General features: G+C 35.1%; 13 protein-coding genes and 1 tRNA gene. 7 read left to right on the top strand and 7 right to left on the bottom strand.

Annotated features, from left to right (window positions below; all coding sequences use genetic code 11):
* The first annotated feature begins 82 nt into the window (after positions 1-82).
* The 4 genes from Q8L85_02275 to Q8L85_02260 all read left to right on the top strand — a co-directional run bounded on the left by Q8L85_02275 (position 83) and on the right by Q8L85_02260 (position 3,816).
* Positions 83-159, top strand: a tRNA-Asp gene (locus Q8L85_02275).
* A gap of 110 nt (positions 160-269) precedes the next feature.
* Positions 270-980 carry a hypothetical protein gene (locus Q8L85_02270; GenBank protein ID MDP1723511.1) on the top strand — a complete coding sequence of 237 codons (711 nt, stop codon included), beginning with the start codon at positions 270-272 and terminating at the stop codon, positions 978-980.
* A 101-nt stretch (positions 981-1,081) separates the two neighbouring features.
* Entirely contained in the window at positions 1,082-1,987 is a 906-nt protein-coding gene (locus tag Q8L85_02265) for a tetratricopeptide repeat protein (protein MDP1723510.1), read from the top strand.
* 374 nt (positions 1,988-2,361) lie between these two features.
* Positions 2,362-3,816: an AAA family ATPase gene (locus Q8L85_02260; protein MDP1723509.1), complete on the top strand. Its 1,455-nt coding sequence runs from the start codon at positions 2,362-2,364 to the stop codon at positions 3,814-3,816.
* Positions 3,817-3,999: 183 nt separating this feature from the next.
* Here the strand turns inward: Q8L85_02260 and Q8L85_02255 are convergent, their stop codons facing one another.
* From Q8L85_02255 to Q8L85_02240, 4 genes are all read right to left on the bottom strand, one after another.
* Positions 4,000-6,690: a tetratricopeptide repeat protein gene (locus tag Q8L85_02255; GenBank protein MDP1723508.1), complete on the bottom strand. Its 2,691-nt coding sequence runs from the start codon at positions 6,688-6,690 to the stop codon at positions 4,000-4,002.
* Between the two features lie 532 nt (positions 6,691-7,222).
* Complete coding sequence (locus tag Q8L85_02250; GenBank protein ID MDP1723507.1) at positions 7,223-8,173, bottom strand: IS5 family transposase; 951 nt, start codon at positions 8,171-8,173, stop codon at positions 7,223-7,225.
* A gap of 754 nt (positions 8,174-8,927) precedes the next feature.
* Entirely contained in the window at positions 8,928-11,513 is a 2,586-nt protein-coding gene (locus tag Q8L85_02245; GenBank protein ID MDP1723506.1) for a penicillin-binding protein 1A, read from the bottom strand.
* Between the two features lie 11 nt (positions 11,514-11,524).
* A complete protein-coding gene (locus Q8L85_02240) occupies positions 11,525-12,787 on the bottom strand; it encodes an N-acetylmuramoyl-L-alanine amidase (protein ID MDP1723505.1) in 1,263 nt (420 codons plus the stop codon).
* A 558-nt stretch (positions 12,788-13,345) separates the two neighbouring features.
* On the opposite strand from Q8L85_02240, the gene Q8L85_02235 reads away from it, so the two are divergent.
* Positions 13,346-16,525, top strand: a complete 3,180-nt coding sequence (locus Q8L85_02235; GenBank protein MDP1723504.1) for an Rne/Rng family ribonuclease — start codon at positions 13,346-13,348, stop codon at positions 16,523-16,525.
* A gap of 62 nt (positions 16,526-16,587) precedes the next feature.
* Here the strand turns inward: Q8L85_02235 and Q8L85_02230 are convergent, their stop codons facing one another.
* Positions 16,588-17,346: a hypothetical protein gene (locus Q8L85_02230; protein MDP1723503.1), complete on the bottom strand. Its 759-nt coding sequence runs from the start codon at positions 17,344-17,346 to the stop codon at positions 16,588-16,590.
* Positions 17,347-17,715: 369 nt separating this feature from the next.
* On the opposite strand from Q8L85_02230, the gene Q8L85_02225 reads away from it, so the two are divergent.
* Positions 17,716-18,744: a hypothetical protein gene (locus Q8L85_02225; GenBank protein ID MDP1723502.1), complete on the top strand. Its 1,029-nt coding sequence runs from the start codon at positions 17,716-17,718 to the stop codon at positions 18,742-18,744.
* Positions 18,745-18,797: 53 nt separating this feature from the next.
* Here the strand turns inward: Q8L85_02225 and Q8L85_02220 are convergent, their stop codons facing one another.
* Positions 18,798-19,040 carry a hypothetical protein gene (locus tag Q8L85_02220; protein ID MDP1723501.1) on the bottom strand — a complete coding sequence of 81 codons (243 nt, stop codon included), beginning with the start codon at positions 19,038-19,040 and terminating at the stop codon, positions 18,798-18,800.
* A gap of 232 nt (positions 19,041-19,272) precedes the next feature.
* Here Q8L85_02220 and Q8L85_02215 point away from each other — a divergent pair, with 232 nt between their 5' ends.
* A complete protein-coding gene (locus tag Q8L85_02215; GenBank protein MDP1723500.1) occupies positions 19,273-19,701 on the top strand; it encodes an HIT family protein in 429 nt (142 codons plus the stop codon).
* Between the two features lie 166 nt (positions 19,702-19,867).
* Here Q8L85_02215 and Q8L85_02210 read toward each other — a convergent pair whose 3' ends face one another.
* Positions 19,868-20,599, bottom strand: a complete 732-nt coding sequence (locus Q8L85_02210; GenBank protein MDP1723499.1) for an alpha/beta fold hydrolase — start codon at positions 20,597-20,599, stop codon at positions 19,868-19,870.
* Positions 20,600-20,871: the final 272 nt, after the last annotated feature.

The following is a 20,871-nucleotide window of genomic DNA, read 5'->3' as shown; positions in this document are numbered from 1 at the left end:
ATAATTATTCAAAATAGTGTTGACAAAGATCTAAAAACCCTTTAAATCAAAGGCGTGGCTTCGAAAGAAATAGTCCCTAAAAGGGGGTGTAGCTCAGTTGGTTAGAGCGTCGGCCTGTCACGCCGAAGGTCGCGGGTTCGAGTCCCGTCACTCCCGCCATTCTCAATCCCCTTTCTTCATAATTTTCAAAAATAGTTAAAATATCGATTTGTTTTTTAATAAAAATTTTGTAAAATCAAATAACATAATAAATTATTTGAGGTCAGGAAATGTCATCCATTAAATCACTCTCTTTAGCATGCTTAGCAGCAATGCTTTTTACACAACAAGCGGAATGCCGCAAAAATCCTATGTTATGCGACACTAACATTCCGCAACTCCATGATATGGGCGTTGTTAAATCAGCAGATTTAAAAGTTCAGACAGCTGATATTTTTTTAGTGAAACTAAACACAGATGGTTCTGTTTCTACTTTTATCGGTAAAAAGAACTACGCCCCTTTTGCTTGGAATTTACCTGGTGGTAAATGCACCTCAGCAAGCACCTCTCCAATAGATGTTGCCAAACGTGAATTAAGCCATGATACAGGCGGCCATGTAAGTGTTAATAAATGGACTTTAGAGAAGGCTCCAACGCTTTATTCACCAAAAGCACAGAAAGCTATCTTTTTTATACGTGATGATCGTCTAACAGCTTCTACGCTCAAAGAAGGATCACATCACGCGGTCAGCTCCTTCCATAAAGGTTTTAAGCACCGCGAAATGGATGAATTTAAAGAGGTCGATTTACGCGATTTCATGGCAAAACTCCAAGATTATAGCAAACTTGTAAGCGCGCAACAAAACGAACCTAAAAAACTTACAATTGTTGCAAAAGACAATACAAGATTTGAGTTTTCAGCATCAACAGCTTTAGCCCTTGCTGATAAATACGATCTATTGCGTAATTTATTGACGCAACTTACTGACAAACAATTCTAATATTGTTTGAACTTTGATTGGGTTGCCTGGACATTCCAAGTGACCCGATCATGCAATGTATTTTATATTTTATCAATCAACCCTATAAATGAAGAGCAAAAATGTTATCATACATTAAACAATCAAGTATTTTAATTTTATTATATGTATTCCTATCCATGCCGCACGCTTCTATTGCGATGTGGACACCACCAGAAGACTCTAATTATGAAGAATTAATTACTGACCTTAGTCAAAAAATTAACGACAAGAGCGCTGAACCAGAAGATTACTTTCAATATGCTTCGATACTTTACCAAGGATTAAACGATGATAAAGATCATTGTGCTGCACGTGATTATTTTTTAATTGCGGCTGATACTGGTCATATTGAATCAATGTATGAATTTGCGCATATGTGTGATCATGCAGAAGGCGGTGATCAAGATTTAAGAATGGCACGGCATTATTATAAAAAAGCTGCAGATCACGATCATTATAAGGCTACACATAATTACGCTTGCATGTGTCTTGATGGTGATGGTGGCAAAAAAGATTATCCAGAAGCATTCAAATACTTCAAAAAATCAGTCGAATATACAGATGATTTTAATGTCTCTTGGTATAATTATGCTTCAATGTGTAATTCTTCTGAATATGGATTACAAAATCCTGAAGAGGCCCTAAAATATTTCAAAAAAACTGCTGATCTTGGTCATGCGGGCGCCATGTATAATTATGCAATCATGCGTTTCAATAGTGATCTCAATCCACAACATATTGAAGAAGCACCAAATTTAGTTGAAGCGCGTCTTTATCTTAGTGGCGCTGCTGCAAGAAATCACCGAAATGCAGCCTTTGCATTAGCGCTTATGCAATTTAATGGTCAGGGTGGTCCCAAAGATAAAGATGCATCACGCATTAATTTTACAAAAGCACATGAACTTGGACATCCACAAGCGATGCCAATGTTCCTACAACTAAATGGATTATTTGTTTTACCGATTGATCACAACCAAATACAGTAAAATAACTTCAAATTGATACATCGTCATTCCTTGCTCATATAGATTGAGGTAAACATCGAAAGAAAATTATATTTTTATCCAGCAGATTGATTTCTTATTCTTTTGCCTTAAATGCTGATTAAAGCATACCTCTATGTTTTTGCTTATATCAGAAATTAATTTAAATATAAATTTAATTTTTTAATTTTACATTTATTACAGAACAAAAAATTTAAATTTAAAATATTTTTCAATTAAATAAACAGCATTTTGTTTTAATTATTATAATGAATTTATAATTTTTTTTATTTTGTTGACTTTTATGTCAAGTTTTAATAAAGTGCAGAATCAATAATTAATAACCAATATTTAGAATTCAATGAATAGGATTTTTTATGAACAAGAAAATGTTTTTTGCAACCAATTTAGCTATATCTCTTTTATTTATGACTTCAGCTTTTGCAAATCCAACCAAGAACAGACTGGAAACATCAGATAAGACCGACTCGTCTAAACCATGGGTTTCCGAAAAAATTTATGATAAAGTCAAGCCTTTAGCGCCTGGAATCGCGTTAGTAGGAGGGTATGTCGCATTGAATTATATGTTGTCAAACGAAAAACGCCCATTCTCAATCATGAATACTGCCAATAACTTATTTGGTATGATGGGAGGGCAATACCTTGCATCTCAGCTATTTGTAGATCCGATTAAACAAGCTGGAAACCACATGGCTTCAGAATTTTTTCCTAACCTACTTTGTTCGCAAGATGAGATTCAAGTATTATCTATGAAAAAAGACATGAAGCAGTGGTTCGCAGAAGGAAGAATCAGTGAAAACACTTATACAAAATTTTCTGAATACCTTCCAGAAAAGAATAAGTCTGTTTATGGCAGTGACGTTGCCCTTCTTAGGGGCTCCTATATTCACAAGCTAGCAAAGGATGCTAAAATATTTGAGTGGAAAGAGCTCAAACCTAAACTTGATGTTTTTCTAGAAACTTTTAATGACAAAGTTAAGCAACAAATAAGCGATATGATTCGTGAAATAATCGTAGCGTCGCTTTTGCCCAATAGCCAAAAAACAGTCATTTGCTTTCATGGAGATCCAGGAACTGGAAAAACTTATTTGGCAAATAAAATCGCTGAATTGTTAGGCGTTTCGATGACAATTTTTGATGCCTCAGGCGATCTTTCAGCTCTTCCATCTAAATACGGAAATCACGTCAATAATTCAGAAGATCTTCTGCTAGATTTATTTGGACATGAAGAAAATAATTTTAAAAACAATATATTGTTCTTAGATGAGTTTGACAAAGGATTAAACGCTATTAATAATAAACACACACTTACCAATTTTCTTTTGCAGTTTCTTGAAAAACAAAAAAACAATATAGACGCCCCCTCCATATCAGGTCTTCATATTGACATATCCAAGACTATTGTCATATTGGCTTGCAATGAATTACCGACAGATAACGCCATAAGAAGTAGAATGCGTGTTATTGAATTTGGAGAGGTTTCCAAAGAAACACAAACAACAATTGCTCATAATTATTTTGATGAATTGTGCAAAGAAAACAAAATTTATATTGAACCTGATCAAGAAACCCTTCAACAAATAATCGATCAAAACGATGAACCTGGTGTTAGAATCATGAAAGATATTATTTATAAATATTTTTCACATATTGTTATTCAGGAACTTCTTGAAGAAGAAAAAGAGACCTTTGATGTAGAAGGCTCATATTCACAGTACAAAGCTGAGCCTGAATTAAACGGGGAGAATATTACCATAAATAACATTGCCTCCACAGGAGAACGTTACATTTTACAGAACCACACATTTTAACAAACCACTAAAATGAAGTGCAACACCTCAAAATGTATATTGAAAAACAAGACACAAAAAGGTATTGCAAATAAAACCATACAAGCAGTTAAATTACAAAAAAAGAGTAAAAACAGCTGAATCAAGACTCTCTTCTCTATCAATAGAGAGGAGAGTCTTGGAAATTGACCATTCTAAATCTACTTATTTACCCTCCGTTCCCAAACCAAACATTCCAAGAATTGAAATAAGTTGTTTTGTAAATTCTCTATTCAATCCATCGTAACTTTGACCATGTTTTTTATGCGTACTTGTTGCCTCATGATGAAGTGTTTTATAGTTTTTAGCACTTATAACACATCCAGATTTGGATCTAATGATACGTACTTGATTTTCAAAATAAGGATCATTAAACAAATTAACTAATTGATTATAATCAATATTTTTGTTTTTTATAGTATTGTCACACAACATATTAACAATGAATTGATTCCCTGCTGACAATGTTATAAGTACAGTTTTTTCTTGATTTTGTTGCTGTTTTTTTAACAATCCAATTTCACGAAAATGATTTCTTATAGATTTTGGATTTTTATACTGTGGATTAATGGCACATTCGGCTACTTCAGACAATGAAGATAGAGTAGTAAAATTATTACCTTCTTCAGGGAAGACAACATTTATTTCGTCCACATCATTTTCAAGTGTATCACTGTCATCTTCTTCATTTGAATGTTTTAACTCACCTAAATCTACTAAAATTGGTTGTAATTTATTAGAGTTTTCAACAAGTTTTATTAAAGAATCATCATCAATTTTTATTTTTGATTGTTTATTTAATAATGTTTCGCACATTTCAAGATAATCACGTGCTTCAGTCTCATTCAACGCTTCTGCTTTTCGAAGCCAAAAAAGGGCCTCTTGAAGAGTTTGCTCGCTTTTAGAGAATTCAGGTGTGCAGATAAAAAGTTTTGCCAATTTTACCATAGAGGGCGCATGATCATTTTCTGCCGCGAGACAAAACCAATGGACTGCTTCTTTGGGATCGGATTCTTGGCCTTCAAAACCATCTAAAAGCATATCACCAACACAATACATGGCGTCAACATAATCGTTTTTTGCTGCGCACAAAAATAATCTGAAAGCTTCTTTTTTGTTTTGATTGTCACCTATGAGCGCATCATAATAAAAACAAGCAAGATTGTAAATTTCTCTAATTTTATCTTTATTTGTTAAGCAAAATCTAAATCTAATTTTTGTTTTTAGATGTAATTTTGTTGATGTAGGGCCAAGCAAATCATCAAAACATCCATATTCTTCAGCTTGTTTTAACCATAAAGCAGCGTTTTTATAAGATGTCATATTATTTTCCGCTAATGCTTCACGTAAATAAAAACGCGAAAGAAGTATCATTGAGTCAATTTGTTTATTTTTTGCCGTCTTTAATAAAATTTGAATTGCTTTTTTGCGATTAGGTTTTATATTTCTAAAACCAAATCCTATCATGTTCGCAGCATTGAAAGCCGCAAGATTGTCTGTTTCAGCCGCTTTTAAAAACCAGTTATATGCTTCTTGTTGATTAGGTTTTTGTTCTTCATTTTTCACCCATCCCATTAACAATCCACCCATATAATTTATAGCAGGCTCATAATTAAGAGTCGCTGACCTTTTAATCCAAAGATTACCTTCTTTTATATTTGGTTCTTGACCTATAAATCCTTTTTTTAACAAAAGTCCATAATGATACATGGCTTTTGGGTTTTTTTGTTGAACAGCTTTTAATAACCATTCAGCAGCTTCTGTTGGATTAAATTCTTTGCCGATAATTTCTTTATTGAGCATTTTTCCTAATTTAACCATTGCATCAATATGGTTCTTTTTTGAGGCTTCACATAAAAGATTGATTGTTTTTTGAACATCCAATTGAATATTAGATTGTTTTTTAGAAAGTTCTTTTAATGTGATAGCGGCGTAATACATGGCATCAATTTCACCTCCATCAGCCGCTTTTAATAACCACTTCAATCCTTTTTGCTTATCTAATATTGCTTCTTTGGCGGCTAATATTACACCAACATTATACATTGAACCAATCTCACCCATTTTGGCGGCTTTAAGGAAGCACTCATAAGCTGCTTCCATATTGTTTTGAAGATGAAAAATATTACCACGCTCAACACATGCTGTTACATAATCTAATTCGCTTGCAGCTTTTAAACATGCAAAAGAGTAATCTGGGTTTTTTATGTTTTTATTTTTTAAATCTGTATATATAAAAAATAAAAAACTACCATATTTATATTCAATTATTTGGTTAATAAATCTATTTATTTTTATTTTACTTTTTTCTGTATGTTCAATACCTATAACGTTCGTTAATATATTTTCTATTAGTTTTTTACGTTCATTTTCTATATTTTGATAAAGCAATGAATCTGATAATTGTGGGAATATATAATTATTTGCTTGATTTAAGAGAATAAATTTTTCTTTATTATTGGTTTCAATCATTGCTTTTTCATAAAAAGCCCAAGATTTTTTTTGATTAACACCCATTTCAATAAGAGAATTTAAAGAATATTCACTATTATCATTTAGTAAATTTGGCATTCTTTGTTTTGCTTTATTATAAAAACGAGCATCAGAAAATAAAAGTAATAACTTTAATTGAATGTTTTCATTTTTCTGAATAGCTTCTTCCCACATAAGTTTAAACACTACTTCTGGGTTTTCACCTTTGCCAATTATATAATTAAGCGCTTTTGTTTCATCCAAAACTGGTTCCGAAAAAGAATATTTTTTCTTATAAAGCTCTGGATTTAATACCGAACACGCATTATTACAAATTATTCCTGTAACCATTATTATAAAAAGTGCTATTTTTTTAATATACATTTATATTTATCCATTATTAAATTTAAAAATCATTATTCGCTTAAATTTTTAAAAACTACACGAAACAAGCCCATAATTTCATATATTATTTGCAAGAATTGCATGTTTTTATTGCAATAATTTGACTGCATTAATTTATAACACAAAATACTAAATAAAAAATTATTTAAATATTTGTGAATAAGAAAACAATATACTTCTTTTTATTTATTAGCTATTTACTTGTTATTAAAATTTTATTCAAAAATAACTGTATCAAATTATTAAAAAATGTACAAATATTTTTATATTATCTTCAAAAGAAGGTTTTTTTCACCTCTCCCCTTGTGGGCTAATCTGTAGACACATCTTTTGCAATAGTAAATTCTGATAAAAATCGCACTCCTTCACTTCCCGCGGCTATATCATTACCCATAAGTATAAACCCCACCCCTTTCCTACGTCCCGCGACTTGATCGGCGTTGTTGCATAAATCCTAAGTTATGGGTATATGGAGTATTAAGAGGGTCACTCTCAACAAGGATTAGATAGTTTAATCTATTCGTTCACTTTTTGGCATTCCTAGTAGGTTCATTTTATTAATAATATTGCAACGAATCATTAAGTCAGTATGTTGATTTTCAGTAGTTCGTGATCGCATTTCGTCTCCAAATATGGACTTCATACGTGACATCATTGTTTCAACTAAAGAACGACGATGATAATTATTTTCTATTTTCCATAATTTTCGTCTTGTCTTCATGTCCTCCCCATTGTTTATAAACAAGATTGTTGCGTCACGTGCCATTAAGGCTTGATCTTTTTTAATTTTGTTTCTTTGCACACAGGCATCATGCTGTGGAGGAAAAACTGCTTTTGCACCTCGTTTATAAGCAGCCTGATAACAATTTTTTTTGTCATAAGCACCATCTCCTGTGATTTGATCAATTGGACCGTCAATTTTATCAATTAATCCAGGTAAGTAATTTCCATCAAGACGTACACTTTCTGTCATAGTAGCTGCAAGTATTTCATTTGTGTCAGCATCCATTGCAATATGCAATTTTCGCCAAAGCTGATATCTACTTTCTCCATGATGTAATTTCTTCCATTCCCTTTCGCCAATAACTCGAATACCTGTAGAATCAATTAGAATATGGCGTGCTTTTAAACTTTTCTTTATATCAAAATTAACTTTTATGATTTTGCTTCGTCTAGATAATGTCGAATAATCAGGGATGTTGACATCTAGTTTAGCTAATTCTGCCAAAGATGCCATTAAACCTTGTGTCGCTCTTAAAGGAAGTCTAAATAATTGTCTTAAAGTCAAACTACATAAAATAATAGCATCTGAATATTTTTGATTTCCGTGTGCAGTGCTATTTTCACTTTTTTGCCAATTTTTTTGTATTTCATCAGAAAACCAAAAAGTTAGGCTTCCCCGATTAATCAAACCTTTGTTATACTCTTTCCAGTTACGAACACGATAGGCTTTCTTAGGCATAGGTAAAACTCCTTGTTGAAATTGAAGTTTATACCGAAAAAATTGTGTTCGTAACACCTTGTAAATTTAAGATTATATTTTAAAAGTGCTCTCTTCTACATTTTGAACACACTTAAAGATTGAAAAATCAAAAATAAACAATTTATGCAACAACGCCGACTTGATCGCGGGATCCAGACGATCTTTCCTAAAGTTAAGATTGTATAAAATAGGCAATGACATCTTCTTTATTTGCTTTCTGGATCTCGCGGACAAGCCGCGGACGTAGAAGGTGAGTAAGCGATAGTTATTAAATATCAATAGGTTGAAACACTTGTGGGTAATGATATACCCGCGGCTTGACTACTGGATCCATTGTAAAGAAGGTGGATTGTTGATTTGTGTTAAATTTTTATGATTTTATGGACCCCGCGGTCAAGCCGCGGGGAGTAGGAAAATGGGGGTTAGTGGTGTTATTTTTATCAGAATTTACTATTGCAAAAGATGTGTCCACAGATTAGCCCCTTGTGGGAGAGGTCGCGACAAAAAGGAGCGGGTGAGGGGTATTTTACAATTTTGGAGAGGTGAGTATTTGTTTGGCAATGCTTAAATTATGGCATGATAGTATTGCTCTTTGCAAACGCTTTAGATACCCCTCACCCGTCGCTGCGCGCCGACCTCTCCCACAAGGGGAGAGGTGAAACCGAAGGAATTTCATTTTTTGTCCCGTAGATTAAAAATAAAAATATACCTCGTAGATTGATCCACTATAGCCCTAATATAACCCTTCCGTAGGACCTGAATCACCCTCTAAATCACCATCATAGGCTTGCTCATCATAAGAAGAGGGTGACTTAGGTTGTTGTGTGCTTGTTGATAAAGCCCCTTGATTAATTTGTAAATTGCTACCCGTTACACTTACACCTGAATTTGGACTCAAACTTCCAGGCATTGATGAACTACTAGACAACGTGTCAGCAGGCGACGCATTTGGATTATGTGGAACAGCGTCTCCACGCTCATTAATAACATATTGCTCTTCTTCCACCGAAGGGGGCACATATTTTTCTTGCTCAGATCCTAATGTAGGCTCGGTCCCTGGCAAATAAGGTTCGTAAATAGCATTATCATTACCAGCATTTGTTGGCTGCCCCGTTGTAGGATCAATCGCAACCATTCTAATGCCCGCAGGAATTCGGAAAGGAACAGGCGGTACACCTTTAAGAGCGCGCTCAAGGAAGTATTTTGTAATGGGGAGGGCTGTTTTAGATCCAGTCTCACCATTTCCAATTGGCTTATGCGCATCATCACCTACATAGGTGACCGTTACAATGTCAGGTGTATAACATGAAAACCATGCATCATGAAATCCTGTTGATGTCCCTGTTTTAGCCGCAAGTGGGTTTGGAAAATCTTTAAGACGCACGGCAGTTCCACGCTTTACAACACCTTCCATGATGCTGACAAGTTGATAGGCTGTTAATGGATTTAAAATTTGTTCTCTCTCATCCTGCAAAACAGGCACTTCTTGATTATTCCATTTGTCGGTGACACAACCAGGGCAATTTCTATTGTCATGTCGATAAACCATTCGTCCATGACGATCTTGGATTGAATCAATAAAAGTAGGTGTTACTTTTTTACCACCATTCACAACAGCTGCATAAGCCGCTGCCATACGTAAAGGCGTTGTTTCTTGAGCACCTAAAGTAATGGAAAAACGTCTAGGCATATGATCTGCAATCCCCAAACGTTCACCCATTTCAGCAACTTTTTCAATACCCACTTTTGCTGCAAGCCGAACGGCTGCCGAATTTAAAGACCCTTCAAGTGCTTTGCGTAACGTTACAGTTCCTTTATAAGCACCATAATTTTTAGGCGAATAAGGAGGCAAGCCCTGACCTAAATGAATTGTCACTGGCGCATCCAAAATAAGTGAATTGGGCGTTAATCCATTTTCAAGAGCCGTTAAATAAATAAAGGGCTTAAAGGCAGATCCGGTTTGACGCATGGCTTGGGTTGCGCGGTTAAATTCACTGGAATCATAACTAAATCCACCAGCGACTGCATAAACACGTCCTGTATGGGCATCAAGCGCTACAAAACCGCCATTGATAAGTGGAATTTGACGTACAGCATACGTTGCAGGCGGTAATTCAAGGCCTTTTTCACCTATTTTTTGAAGCTCAACAGGAATAACATCACCTGTTTTAATTGTGCCCCATCTTAAGGAAGGTGGGATATGTCCTGTGGTGCCGTCTGCAAAACCAATTTCAGTATCATTGCCTTTATTGCCTAAAATAACAGCAATACGCCAATTACCCATACCTTCAGGCGTTTCAATATGTTTAAGTTCATTTTGCCAATTATCAGTTTTTGTAACGCGTGTGATGGGGCCGCGCCATCCATGTCGTTTATCATATTCTGTTAGTCCAAAACGCATTGCCTCATCGGCATAACCTTGAATTTCAAGGTCTAAAGGCGTGCGCACACAATAGCCACCACCGTAAAGCCCTTGCATGCCATGACGCTCCATAAGGACACGTCTTACTTCTTCAGCGTAATATTCTGCCGATCTATTGTTAAGCGTTCTTTTATCAACAATTGTAATGGGCTCGGCTTGTGATTTTTGCATATCTTCTTTGGAAATAGATCTACTTTCATACATACGATTCAAAACGTAGTTACGTCTAGCGATGGCTGCATCATAATGATTCACAGGATGGTAATTCGCAGGGGCTTTAGGTAAGGCTGCAAGATAAGCTATTTCAGCAAGCGTTAATTCTTCAAGCGTTTTATCAAAATAATTCAAAGCTGCTGATGTAATACCAAAAGCTCCATATCCAAAATAAATTTTATTAAGATAAAGCTCTAAAATACGATCTTTTGATAAAGCGCGTTCAATACGAAAGGAAAGAATAGCTTCTTTAATTTTACGTTTAACAGTCGCTTCATTGGATAGGAAAAAGTTTTTTGCTACCTGTTGCGTAATCGTCGACGCACCTTCAGGTCTTTTTTTGCCTCTATTAACAATATTATTCACGAGGGCACGTAACATCCCTTGAGGATCTATGCCTGGGTGGTTATAAAAATTTTTATCTTCTGATGCAATAAAAGAATTAATAATTTGGTCAGGTATAAGTGTAATAGGCGTATAAATACGATTTTCAATTGAATATTCTTTAACCAAAGCACCATCACTTGCATAAACACGCGTTGTAACTGGTAATTCGTAATCGGCTAATTGTTTGTAATCTGGAAGATCACGACCAAAATAATGGAGAACACCTAAAAAACCAACAAAAACTGCGACCAAACAAAAAAGGACAAAACCAAAAGAAATGGCGAGCCATCTAAACATATTTACCTACTTTACTTACCAAATTCAAAAAAACGATCCAAAGCACGTCTTATAGCTTGCGCTATTTTAAGACGATGTTGAGCCGTTTTCAATAATCTATCATCTTCTTTGTTCGATATACAACCTAACTCTATTAGAATAGACGGTATATCCGGCGCCTTCAAGACTGCAAGATCTGCAAATCTTATAGGTTTCTGAATAAGCGGCACAAAAGGTACAAGTTCTGTTTTTAAATGTTGAGCAAAATCAAATGCTAGATTAAGTGAATCTCGTTGTGCAAGGTCGATTAAAATATTATTAATTTCACGATTATTTTCAGATAGGTCAACGCCCGATATTATGTCTTCTTTGTTTTCTTTTTTAGCTAAAGCCTCGGCTTCCGCATCTGATGCCTCATTAGATAAAAGGTACAAAGAAGCTCCCCGATTATCAAGTTTTGGCGACGAATCTGCGTGAAGCGAAATGACCAAATCTGCTTTTACGCGTTTTGCAATTTCCAACCTTTCCCGCAATCTTAAATAACGATCATCAACGCGCGTTAAATAAACTTTATAATAAGGCGATTTTTCTAGAATATTTTTAACAAGAAAACCCATTTGTAATGCAATGTTTTTTTCATAAACACCCGTACAACTGATTGTACCTGGGTCTTGACCACCATGACCCGGATCAATAAGGATCGTTTTTTGTACTGGCATAAATGATTTTTTATCTTTTGTTAGCAATGGCTTAGGCATTGGCCTGATATCGTAAGGCGGAAGATGTGTTTGATTATCCACCGCAATTGTTGAAATGTTTTCTTGCTGAGGTTTAAGAATTGCAAGCAAATCTTCAATCTCCGCAAGATCGTTTTTGACCTGTATTGCAACTTTCGGTATCGGCGCTGTTTCTTTAGCAATAACAGGATCAATTTGCTTAGGTGCTTTTTTTTGAATAATAGTCGTTTTCGGATTTGGAATTGTTTTTTTTAAATCTATTACAAGTCTATAGCCATCATTTGCAGTGTTTTTAAGCCAAAATATTTTTTCAATATCAATTGCACTGTTTGATTGAATCAAAAATTGATGCGCTTTGTTTTTATCAGCACCATAAGAATAATTTTTAACCAGACCAAAAATGCGTCTTTTTTTAGTCGAAAGAATTGACCAATCAATAGGCTTTAAAAAACGAATTTTAACCGATTGGTTTTGCGCGTCTACATGTGTATCAATTAATGTTTTTTCACTTAATTCAATTAAAAATCTTGTAGTTTCGCCATTTTCTCCAATCCGCACATCAACAGCTTTAGGGATGGCCCATAAAATATGAGTGCTCCCAAAAAAAAGGGCAAGCGCAAAACATAAGCTACTTTTGCTTAAAAATAGGCTCTTAAAAGCAATTACTTTTTTAAAAAAAACAAAAATTTCTATTCATCCTCTTGCCGAAATGCTAATCTGTGGCTATCTTAACATAGAGTTTGAATAAAAACTCCAGCAACCTAATTTTATGTTGTGCAATTAAAGACCTAAACGCGGTCATAGGCTGTCGTTGTAAAAGGTGACCAACCAATTGTAAAAATAGCTAGGAGCAATTGATCGTGCAAGCAAATACAGCAAGGAACCTCTTAAATATAGAGAATGCTTGCATGCGCGTTCAAAATCTTAGTGTTAGCTTTCCGATATGCGAAGCTATGTATAGCAATTCAAAAAATTCGCACCTTTTTCCTTTAGTTTCAAAACAACACAATACAAGTTCATCAAATCAGTATTATTATTTTACCTTGCCCCACAAAAATGGCTTTTTGAATTATGATGCCCATTTTAGTCCCGGCAGGAAAACGGAGTTAACCCCCAATGCCCAAAAAATTATTTATCGATGCAGCCCACCAGGAGGAGGTACGAGTCGTCATACTTGATGGCGATAAGTTAGAAGAATATGATTATGAAACAGCCTCAAAAAAACAATTAAAAGGTAATATTTATCTCGCTAAAGTAACACGCGTTGAACCTTCGCTCCAAGCCGCTTTTGTTGATTATGGTGGCAATCGTCAGGGTTTTTTAGCGTTTAGTGAAATTCACCCTGATTATTATCGCATTCCAGTTTCTGACAGATCAACTGAAGAATTACACACGGGCTTAATTGAAGGGCAGCTATTAGGTTCTCCTTATGACCCAAGACCTATTAATGTCACCCCAAATGAGGCTGCGCAGCCAAGTCACGTTGATAATACAGATCTAACAGACGATACAACTGATGTGCTACCGTCAACCTTTGACGCACCTAAAATTGAAGAACCTGAAATTGTTGAAGCAACATCAGCGATTGAAAATGCATTTCATGATTTAGAAGCAAAGTTTGATATTGATGCTTTTTCACCGGAACCAATAGACACATCCTCTGAAAATGTGGTTGCATCAGATGATGAAAATACCACTGATGAGAACGCTCAAAACACAGAAATGAGTTTTGATAGTAATGTTTCTGAAGAAGTTTTTCAGAACCATGAAGATATGCCAGCAGCTCGTGAAAGAAAAGAACTCCCTGCTTTTAAACGTTATCGTATTCAAGAAGTTATCAAAAGAAGACAAATTCTTCTGATTCAGGTGACAAAAGAAGAACGTGGCAACAAGGGTGCAGCCCTTACAACTTATATCTCGTTACCTGGCCGTTATTGTGTTCTTATGCCCAATACTGATAAAGACGGTGGCGGTATCTCGCGTAAAATCAATGATCCATCAGACCGCAAAAAACTTAAAGAAGCTATTTCTGATTTAGAAGTTGAAGACGGTATGTCTGTTATCGTTAGAACTGCTGGTTCTGGCCGTTCTAAGTCTGAAATTAAACGTGACTTTGAAGCACTTATTCGTCTTTGGGAAAATATTCGCAACCAAACGCTTAATTCGACAGCACCTTCTCTTGTGTTTGAAGAAGGCGATCTTATTAGACGTGCTTTACGCGATTTATATTCACGTGATGTCGATGAAATCATTGTTGAAGGTGATGAAGGTTATAAAAACGCTCGAAATTTCATGCGTCTTTTGATCCCATCCCACACCAAAAAAATTCAGCTTTATAAAGATAAAACGATACCGTTATTCCACCATTACCATATAGAAGAGCAAATTGCGTCCATTGATACGCCTATTGTTCAACTTCCTTCAGGTGGTTATCTTGTTATTAATCAAACGGAAGCCCTTGTTGCTATTGACGTCAATTCGGGTCGCTCAACACGCGAACGCAACATTGAAGAAACAGCTTTACGTACAAATCTTGAAGCTGCGGAAGAAATTGCACGCCAATTACGCTTACGAGATCTTGGTGGCTTGATTGTCATCGATTTCATCGATATGGGCGAACACGCAAATCAACATAATGTTGAGAAAAAACTTAAAGATTCTGTTCGATTTGACCGTGCGCGCATCCAAATTGGTCGTATAAGTCAATTTGGTCTTATGGAAATGTCGCGTCAACGGTTACGTCCGTCTGTTCTTGAAATGAATAGTCAAAATTGTGAACATTGTGGTGGTGTTGGCACCATTCGATCCGTTGAAGCGCGTGCTCTTAAAATTTTACGTGCCATTGAAGCTGATGCTATTGAAGCACCAAACCAAGAAATGCAAGTTATTTTACCGGCACCTGTTGCACTTTATATATTCAATGAAAAACGCAATATTTTAGCGCGTATTGAAGAAGTATATCGTCAAAAAATTGTCTTTGTAACAGAAGAATTGATGCCTTACGAATATTCTATTAATCGCATCAAAAGTCTTGCACCACCAGCACCTGCTATCAAAGCATTGGATGCAGTCACATTGGAACAACCAAGACTAGAGTTCGATTCAGAATTGGAACAACCTCATCATCCACCACATCCAGCTCATTTACACAAAAAAGAGCCTGATCATCCACGTAAAGGGCGTAGAGACAAACGTTTTGGTGGCGATCGTAATGAACGCTGGGACAGAAATGCAAATCCTCGCACTCCATTTGACCCAATGCAACCAATGGGGCAACCAGACGAACAACCAATGCATGGTTTTGCACAACCTTTCGATATAACATCAGGACCAATTTCAGAAAAACAGGCTTTGCTTCCTTCAGGACAGCCCCTTGAAAATAAATCTAGATTTGAATCTGAACCTAGTCAACAAACAAGAAATCATCCGCGCAACCAACGTCAGCCTCGAAGCCATGATAGAAACCAATCAGGCCAACAACAGTTTTTTGATTTATCAGGCCCAGGAAGTCAGTCTGGTGCGACCCAAGCTTCAGAATTACTATTAACGGATGAAGTTGTTTTTACACCACCCCGTGCTGCAAAACACATTAACCCTAATATTGAACCTGGAACTCAAGCACCACAAATAAGTGCGCCCAATGAAGGGCAACCAACTGAAGCAAAACCACGTCAACCTAGAGAACGCACCTATCTTCGTCGCTCACCTTATAGAACGAGACCACCCAGAGATGCAAATGACACAAGACGTCAACCTAAGCAAAATCTTATGGAGCAAAAAGGCGAAAACATTCCACCGCAAAATCAATTTGTTGAAAACAAAATTGTAGAAACTAAAGTTGCGGATATTCAGCCTGAAAGAACAGCACCTCAACAAGTTGCACCTATGATTAAAGATGAGGGTACCTTCCCTATTCCTTCTCAAAAAGATCAAGGGATCAATCAAGAAACACCTCGTATCGATACAGAAGCTAAATCCGATACACGTCGTGATACAAAAAGTGATACCAAAAGAACGCCCAGAGATAGAAATACAGGTGACAGAAATACGGGCGATAGAAAAACTGGTGATAGAAATTCACGAGACAGAAAACCAAGAGATAATAAAAGAGATGATTCAAGACCTCCAAAACCTGCTGGTAAAGTAGAAATTATTTCATCACCTGTTTATCAATCGGAAACTGTACCATCAACTGGTAGTTCTAGTGAAAAACCTGCACCTAAATCTAATAAAGATTTGAATATGATTGTAGACAAACCCGCTGCACCTAAAAAGGGATGGTGGAGTAAGAAGTAATTATAGACAATATGCCCCGGCAATGTCGGGGCTAATGTAACGACCATTTCGCTTAATTCTTATTATAAAATAAAATCGTGAATTCTTTTTGCTAAATCATAAAAAATATTTTCTCTATTTTCTGGCCAAGATTCATCAAAAAAATCAATCACGCAAACACGAAATAGATCATCATTCACAGAAATTTTACGCACTATTTCTTCAAAAAATAACTTCTTACCACCAAAAGGATGAGCAACTTCATCATTAATTAAATTTTCAAGAAAAAATATGATACGATCTTCCTTTTTAGGTATAAAAGAAGCATATATCTCCTCTTCGCATTCCAAAAAAATAGTTTTAAGTTTTGAAATAGCTTGATCTAGATTATCAACGCCATATTCTTTCGTTGCGTTTCTGAAATAACATATAATTTTTAACAACAATTCTTTCATTTTATTTACATCAAAATTTCTTTCAATATTAATATGAAGCAATTCATAATATATACAGGCCATATTATATTGTGAATTGGCTGTACAATCTATGCCAGGCAATTGAAAACACTTTAATCCATAATGAAGCAATGATTCTTCACTTATTTTATTTAAAAGTGGGTATTCTTGCAGAATATCTTTAATTCTAAATTTTACACCTAATTGATAGATTTTTTCTGCATCGTCTTTAGCATCTTGTATAAGCCCATTAGCCAAATCATCTTCTGGATTTGCATATAAATCAGTTCCAGATTGTATTAAAAACATACAAAATAATAATAGAAAAAACATATTTAAATTTAAGAATATTCTCAAAGACATTTTAATAAAATTATAAACAGACATATTTTCTCCAATTTATTTTATAAACAATTCTCGACACACAAGCTGAGAAATTTTGTAACTCCCCATGAGAGTGTACGAATTTTGAACATCTTACCTCACTTGTCCGGAATCCATGGTACAAACACATTGATTATTAATTAAGAATAAGGCCTTTTTAAACGCTTTCTGGACCCCACGATCAAGCAACAGGACGTAGGAATAGAGAGGAGGTAGGTAGTGCGATCTTTATTAGAATTTACACTATAAACTATAGTAATACTTTTAATTTTAAGTAATCAGTACATTAATTATTAAAATTACTTTACTTTTAAATTATTCAATACTACAATTTACTTAACATTTAATTTAGTTCTTATTAGGAGTTTTTCAATGATTAAAAAAATATTTCTTTTTTCTTTGCTTTTAACGTCTGGTTTCAACGCATCTCATGCAGCCAATAATATTATAACCAACGAAGAGGCAAACCAAAACAGCAGAATATTAGAAGAAGCTGCTAGACAATATACAACACGTAAAGGCGACAAAAGTCGCTGCGTCTCAGGTGATGTAAGTAAAACAATAAGTAAAGTAGCTGTTAAATTCGCACAAAAACTGGCCAAAGATTACTATCTGCAAGATTTACATAACAGCACGCCTTCAAAAAAAATCAACCAAGATGGTATTGAAGCCCGATTAAACTCTATTCCTGGTGGCATTAAATTTGAACTTATTGCAAGTGTTTCTGCAGATAATGCCGAAAAAGCTGCAAAACTTGTTATAAGAGAATGGGCAAGTACGCCGCATCTTCTAACCCGATATAATCGTTTTGGCTTTGGATTTGTACCAACAGATATTATTTCCTCTACAGGAAAACCGCAATGGTTTGCTGTTGGCATTTTTACAAAAAGCTTTCCAAAAGCAACCCCAACAGCTGCTTTAGACACATCATGCGCTGAAGGATCTGCAAAGTTTGATGAAATTCTTGCAAACACCGTAAAAACTTACACCAGCCCTAAAAACACGCGCCCTGAAAGCGCTGATGGAACAATGGACCCAGCAATACAAGTTCAAGCCTTTAGTTTCGCCAAAGAACTTGCTGAAAATTTTTACTTTCATCAAACAGGCAAAGGCACAAAATCAGAAAGACTTGGAGATAAATTTTTACTCCATATTGGTGTTGAGGAGCGCTATGAAGGATTTAAAGGTAATTATAAAGGTGAAATTTTAGCATGCGTCACAGCATCAACACCTGAAGAAGCAGCACAACAAATTGTTGAAGGCTGGTATAATAGCCCCGGTCATAGAGACATTATGATGCCTGTACAACATCGCTATTCTTACGTACTCGTTAAAACACCTGTCATTCCAGCTTTCGGAAAATCACAATGGTTTGGCGTTGCGCTTTTTGCACGAGACTAATAACAAATCACAAAAGTCGCATCTGTGAAAAATCATAGATGCGACAAACCATTTTATTCTACTGAAACACGGGGAGTTTTGCTAACACCCCTTCTTCCAGGATTATTCTTACCATATTCAATGAACTTTGGATTATCAATTACTTTACCATTACTATCAATGCATCTCGGATATTGAAAATTTGCATCTTCACATTTTGGTACAAACAAAGGTGAATCTTTTTTAATAGTTTGCTCCACCGCAAAAACATTAACTGATACGCATGTAAATACAAACAACAAAGAAAATTTCTTCATCTTTTCCTCCTAAAAACATTTTTATATAATAATTGTATTTGTTTATTGTTAATATTTAATTAAAATTACTATATAATAGTTTTAAAAACAATATTATCTTATTGTTAAAAGCGAGTTATAAGAAAAAAAATAACGAAAATTTATTGCCTATTTTTAATTTCTGATTAGACTCTTTAAATCAGTACATTCATCAAATTATTACGTAAATAAACTTCTAAGGAAACAACCTTCTATGACATTCCAACTTGATTCTCGTCTTGAATCTGATACAGATTTTATCTTCGATTTAGACTTATGCCAAATGCGCCTTAACCATAATGCAGCTTTTCCATGGATTGTTCTTATTCCTAAACAACCCGAACTTATTGAAATTATAGATCTCGACACACAAAATCAGCAATTGCTTATGCGTGAAATTTCCTTAACGAGTAAAATCATGCAGCAACTTTTTCACCCCATCAAACTTAATATTGCAAATCTTGGAAATATTGTGCCACAACTTCATATCCATATCATCGCGCGTTACAAAGATGACAAAGCCTGGCCCGGACCTGTTTGGAATGCTGGTATTTCAGAAAATTATGAAGCAAAAGCAAAAGCTGAACGCATTGAACAAATTAGAACTGCTTTTAGAGTGGTTGCACAATCCACAAAGGATTAACATATCGCTCTTCCAAAGGATATTGAACAAAGCCATTGCTCGACACCGAGTAACCGGTATTAGCACAAAAAAAAAGGATGTTTAATAGTAGGGTCAAAAAAAGAATTTTTGGAACATGCTAATAATGTCATTATGTATTTCCGAACTTTTTTTAATCAACACATTTCTACTTCAAAAAATCGGATATCTCATTCAAGATATCCTTTTTTACTTCATCAGTTGCAGCATCATACATATCATTATGCTTTGCATTTTTGATTTCGACGATTTTTGCGCCTGTTAAAGGCAAAACACCCTCATCTGCTTTAGTATCCGTCGCACGCAAAGATAAAATCGGTAAATGATGCTTTACAGGCATTGGGTAACGTAGTGAATCAATTGAAATCACTTTTGCTATTTTTTGTGGATATAAATCTGCAAACATCATGGATATATCACCACCATTCGAATGTCCAATCAATGTGACTTTATCAAAATTAAGATTGGGATTTATTCTTTTAAGTTCGTCCAATACAAAATTAATATTTTGAACACCGCGCTCCCACATAGGCATACGCCTTTGAAAAATGTTACCTGTTCGTGGAATTTTAGAATCAGTCTTCAAATCATGTTGAATGCTTACAACAAAAAATCCTAATTTTGCAAGATGATTTGCAATAAATTGATAATCTTTATAGGTAACACCATAACCATGATTCAGCAAAATGACATGACTTTTTGGATTGTTCCCCACATATGAAAGCTGAATGGGAATATGGCGTTTTCGACTCATATCCGCAAGTTCTTCATCTTTTCGGATGATTGTTAAAGAAGAAATCACCTGCGCAGAATGAGCTTCAGCTTTAATGGTAGAAGCAACTAATATGTATAATGCAACAAGATAAACTAATTTATTCATAACACGAACTCGATAATACCTTTATTAAAAAACCTAAAGTTTCCGTCGTTGCGATGAGCCAACGGCGAAGAAGCAATCCAGAAAAAAACATTTAAAAAGCTCCAAATGTTAATTTTAAGACTGGATTGCCACGCGGCTTTGCCGCTTCTAATGACCAAGACTTAAGATGTTGATAACAAGTCATTTTTTTTGACATCATTTTCCGGTTTTCTTAACAGCACATATCCCAACGATTGAGCACGCGACATTATATTTTTTAAAACTCTGTCTTT

Source organism: Alphaproteobacteria bacterium, assembly GCA_030680745.1.
In the GTDB taxonomy this organism is placed as follows: Bacteria; Pseudomonadota; Alphaproteobacteria; order JAUXUR01; family JAUXUR01; genus JAUXUR01.
Note: the sequence above shows the minus strand (reverse complement) of the source record. Positions and strands in the feature narration are given on the sequence as shown.

Coding starts and splice junctions, on each gene's coding strand:
- Q8L85_02255 (MDP1723508.1), bottom strand. CDS start 6,690: ATGTATATTAAAAAAATAGCACTTTTTATAATAATGGTTACAGGAATA.
- Q8L85_02245 (MDP1723506.1), bottom strand. CDS start 11,513: ATGTTTAGATGGCTCGCCATTTCTTTTGGTTTTGTCCTTTTTTGTTTG.
- Q8L85_02220 (MDP1723501.1), bottom strand. CDS start 19,040: ATGAAGAAATTTTCTTTGTTGTTTGTATTTACATGCGTATCAGTTAAT.
- Q8L85_02265 (MDP1723510.1), top strand. CDS start 1,082: ATGTTATCATACATTAAACAATCAAGTATTTTAATTTTATTATATGTA.
- Q8L85_02210 (MDP1723499.1), bottom strand. CDS start 20,599: ATGAATAAATTAGTTTATCTTGTTGCATTATACATATTAGTTGCTTCT.
- Q8L85_02270 (MDP1723511.1), top strand. CDS start 270: ATGTCATCCATTAAATCACTCTCTTTAGCATGCTTAGCAGCAATGCTT.
- Q8L85_02230 (MDP1723503.1), bottom strand. CDS start 17,346: ATGTCTGTTTATAATTTTATTAAAATGTCTTTGAGAATATTCTTAAAT.
- Q8L85_02260 (MDP1723509.1), top strand. CDS start 2,362: ATGAACAAGAAAATGTTTTTTGCAACCAATTTAGCTATATCTCTTTTA.
- Q8L85_02250 (MDP1723507.1), bottom strand. CDS start 8,173: ATGCCTAAGAAAGCCTATCGTGTTCGTAACTGGAAAGAGTATAACAAA.
- Q8L85_02235 (MDP1723504.1), top strand. CDS start 13,346: ATGCCCAAAAAATTATTTATCGATGCAGCCCACCAGGAGGAGGTACGA.
- Q8L85_02225 (MDP1723502.1), top strand. CDS start 17,716: ATGATTAAAAAAATATTTCTTTTTTCTTTGCTTTTAACGTCTGGTTTC.
- Q8L85_02215 (MDP1723500.1), top strand. CDS start 19,273: ATGACATTCCAACTTGATTCTCGTCTTGAATCTGATACAGATTTTATC.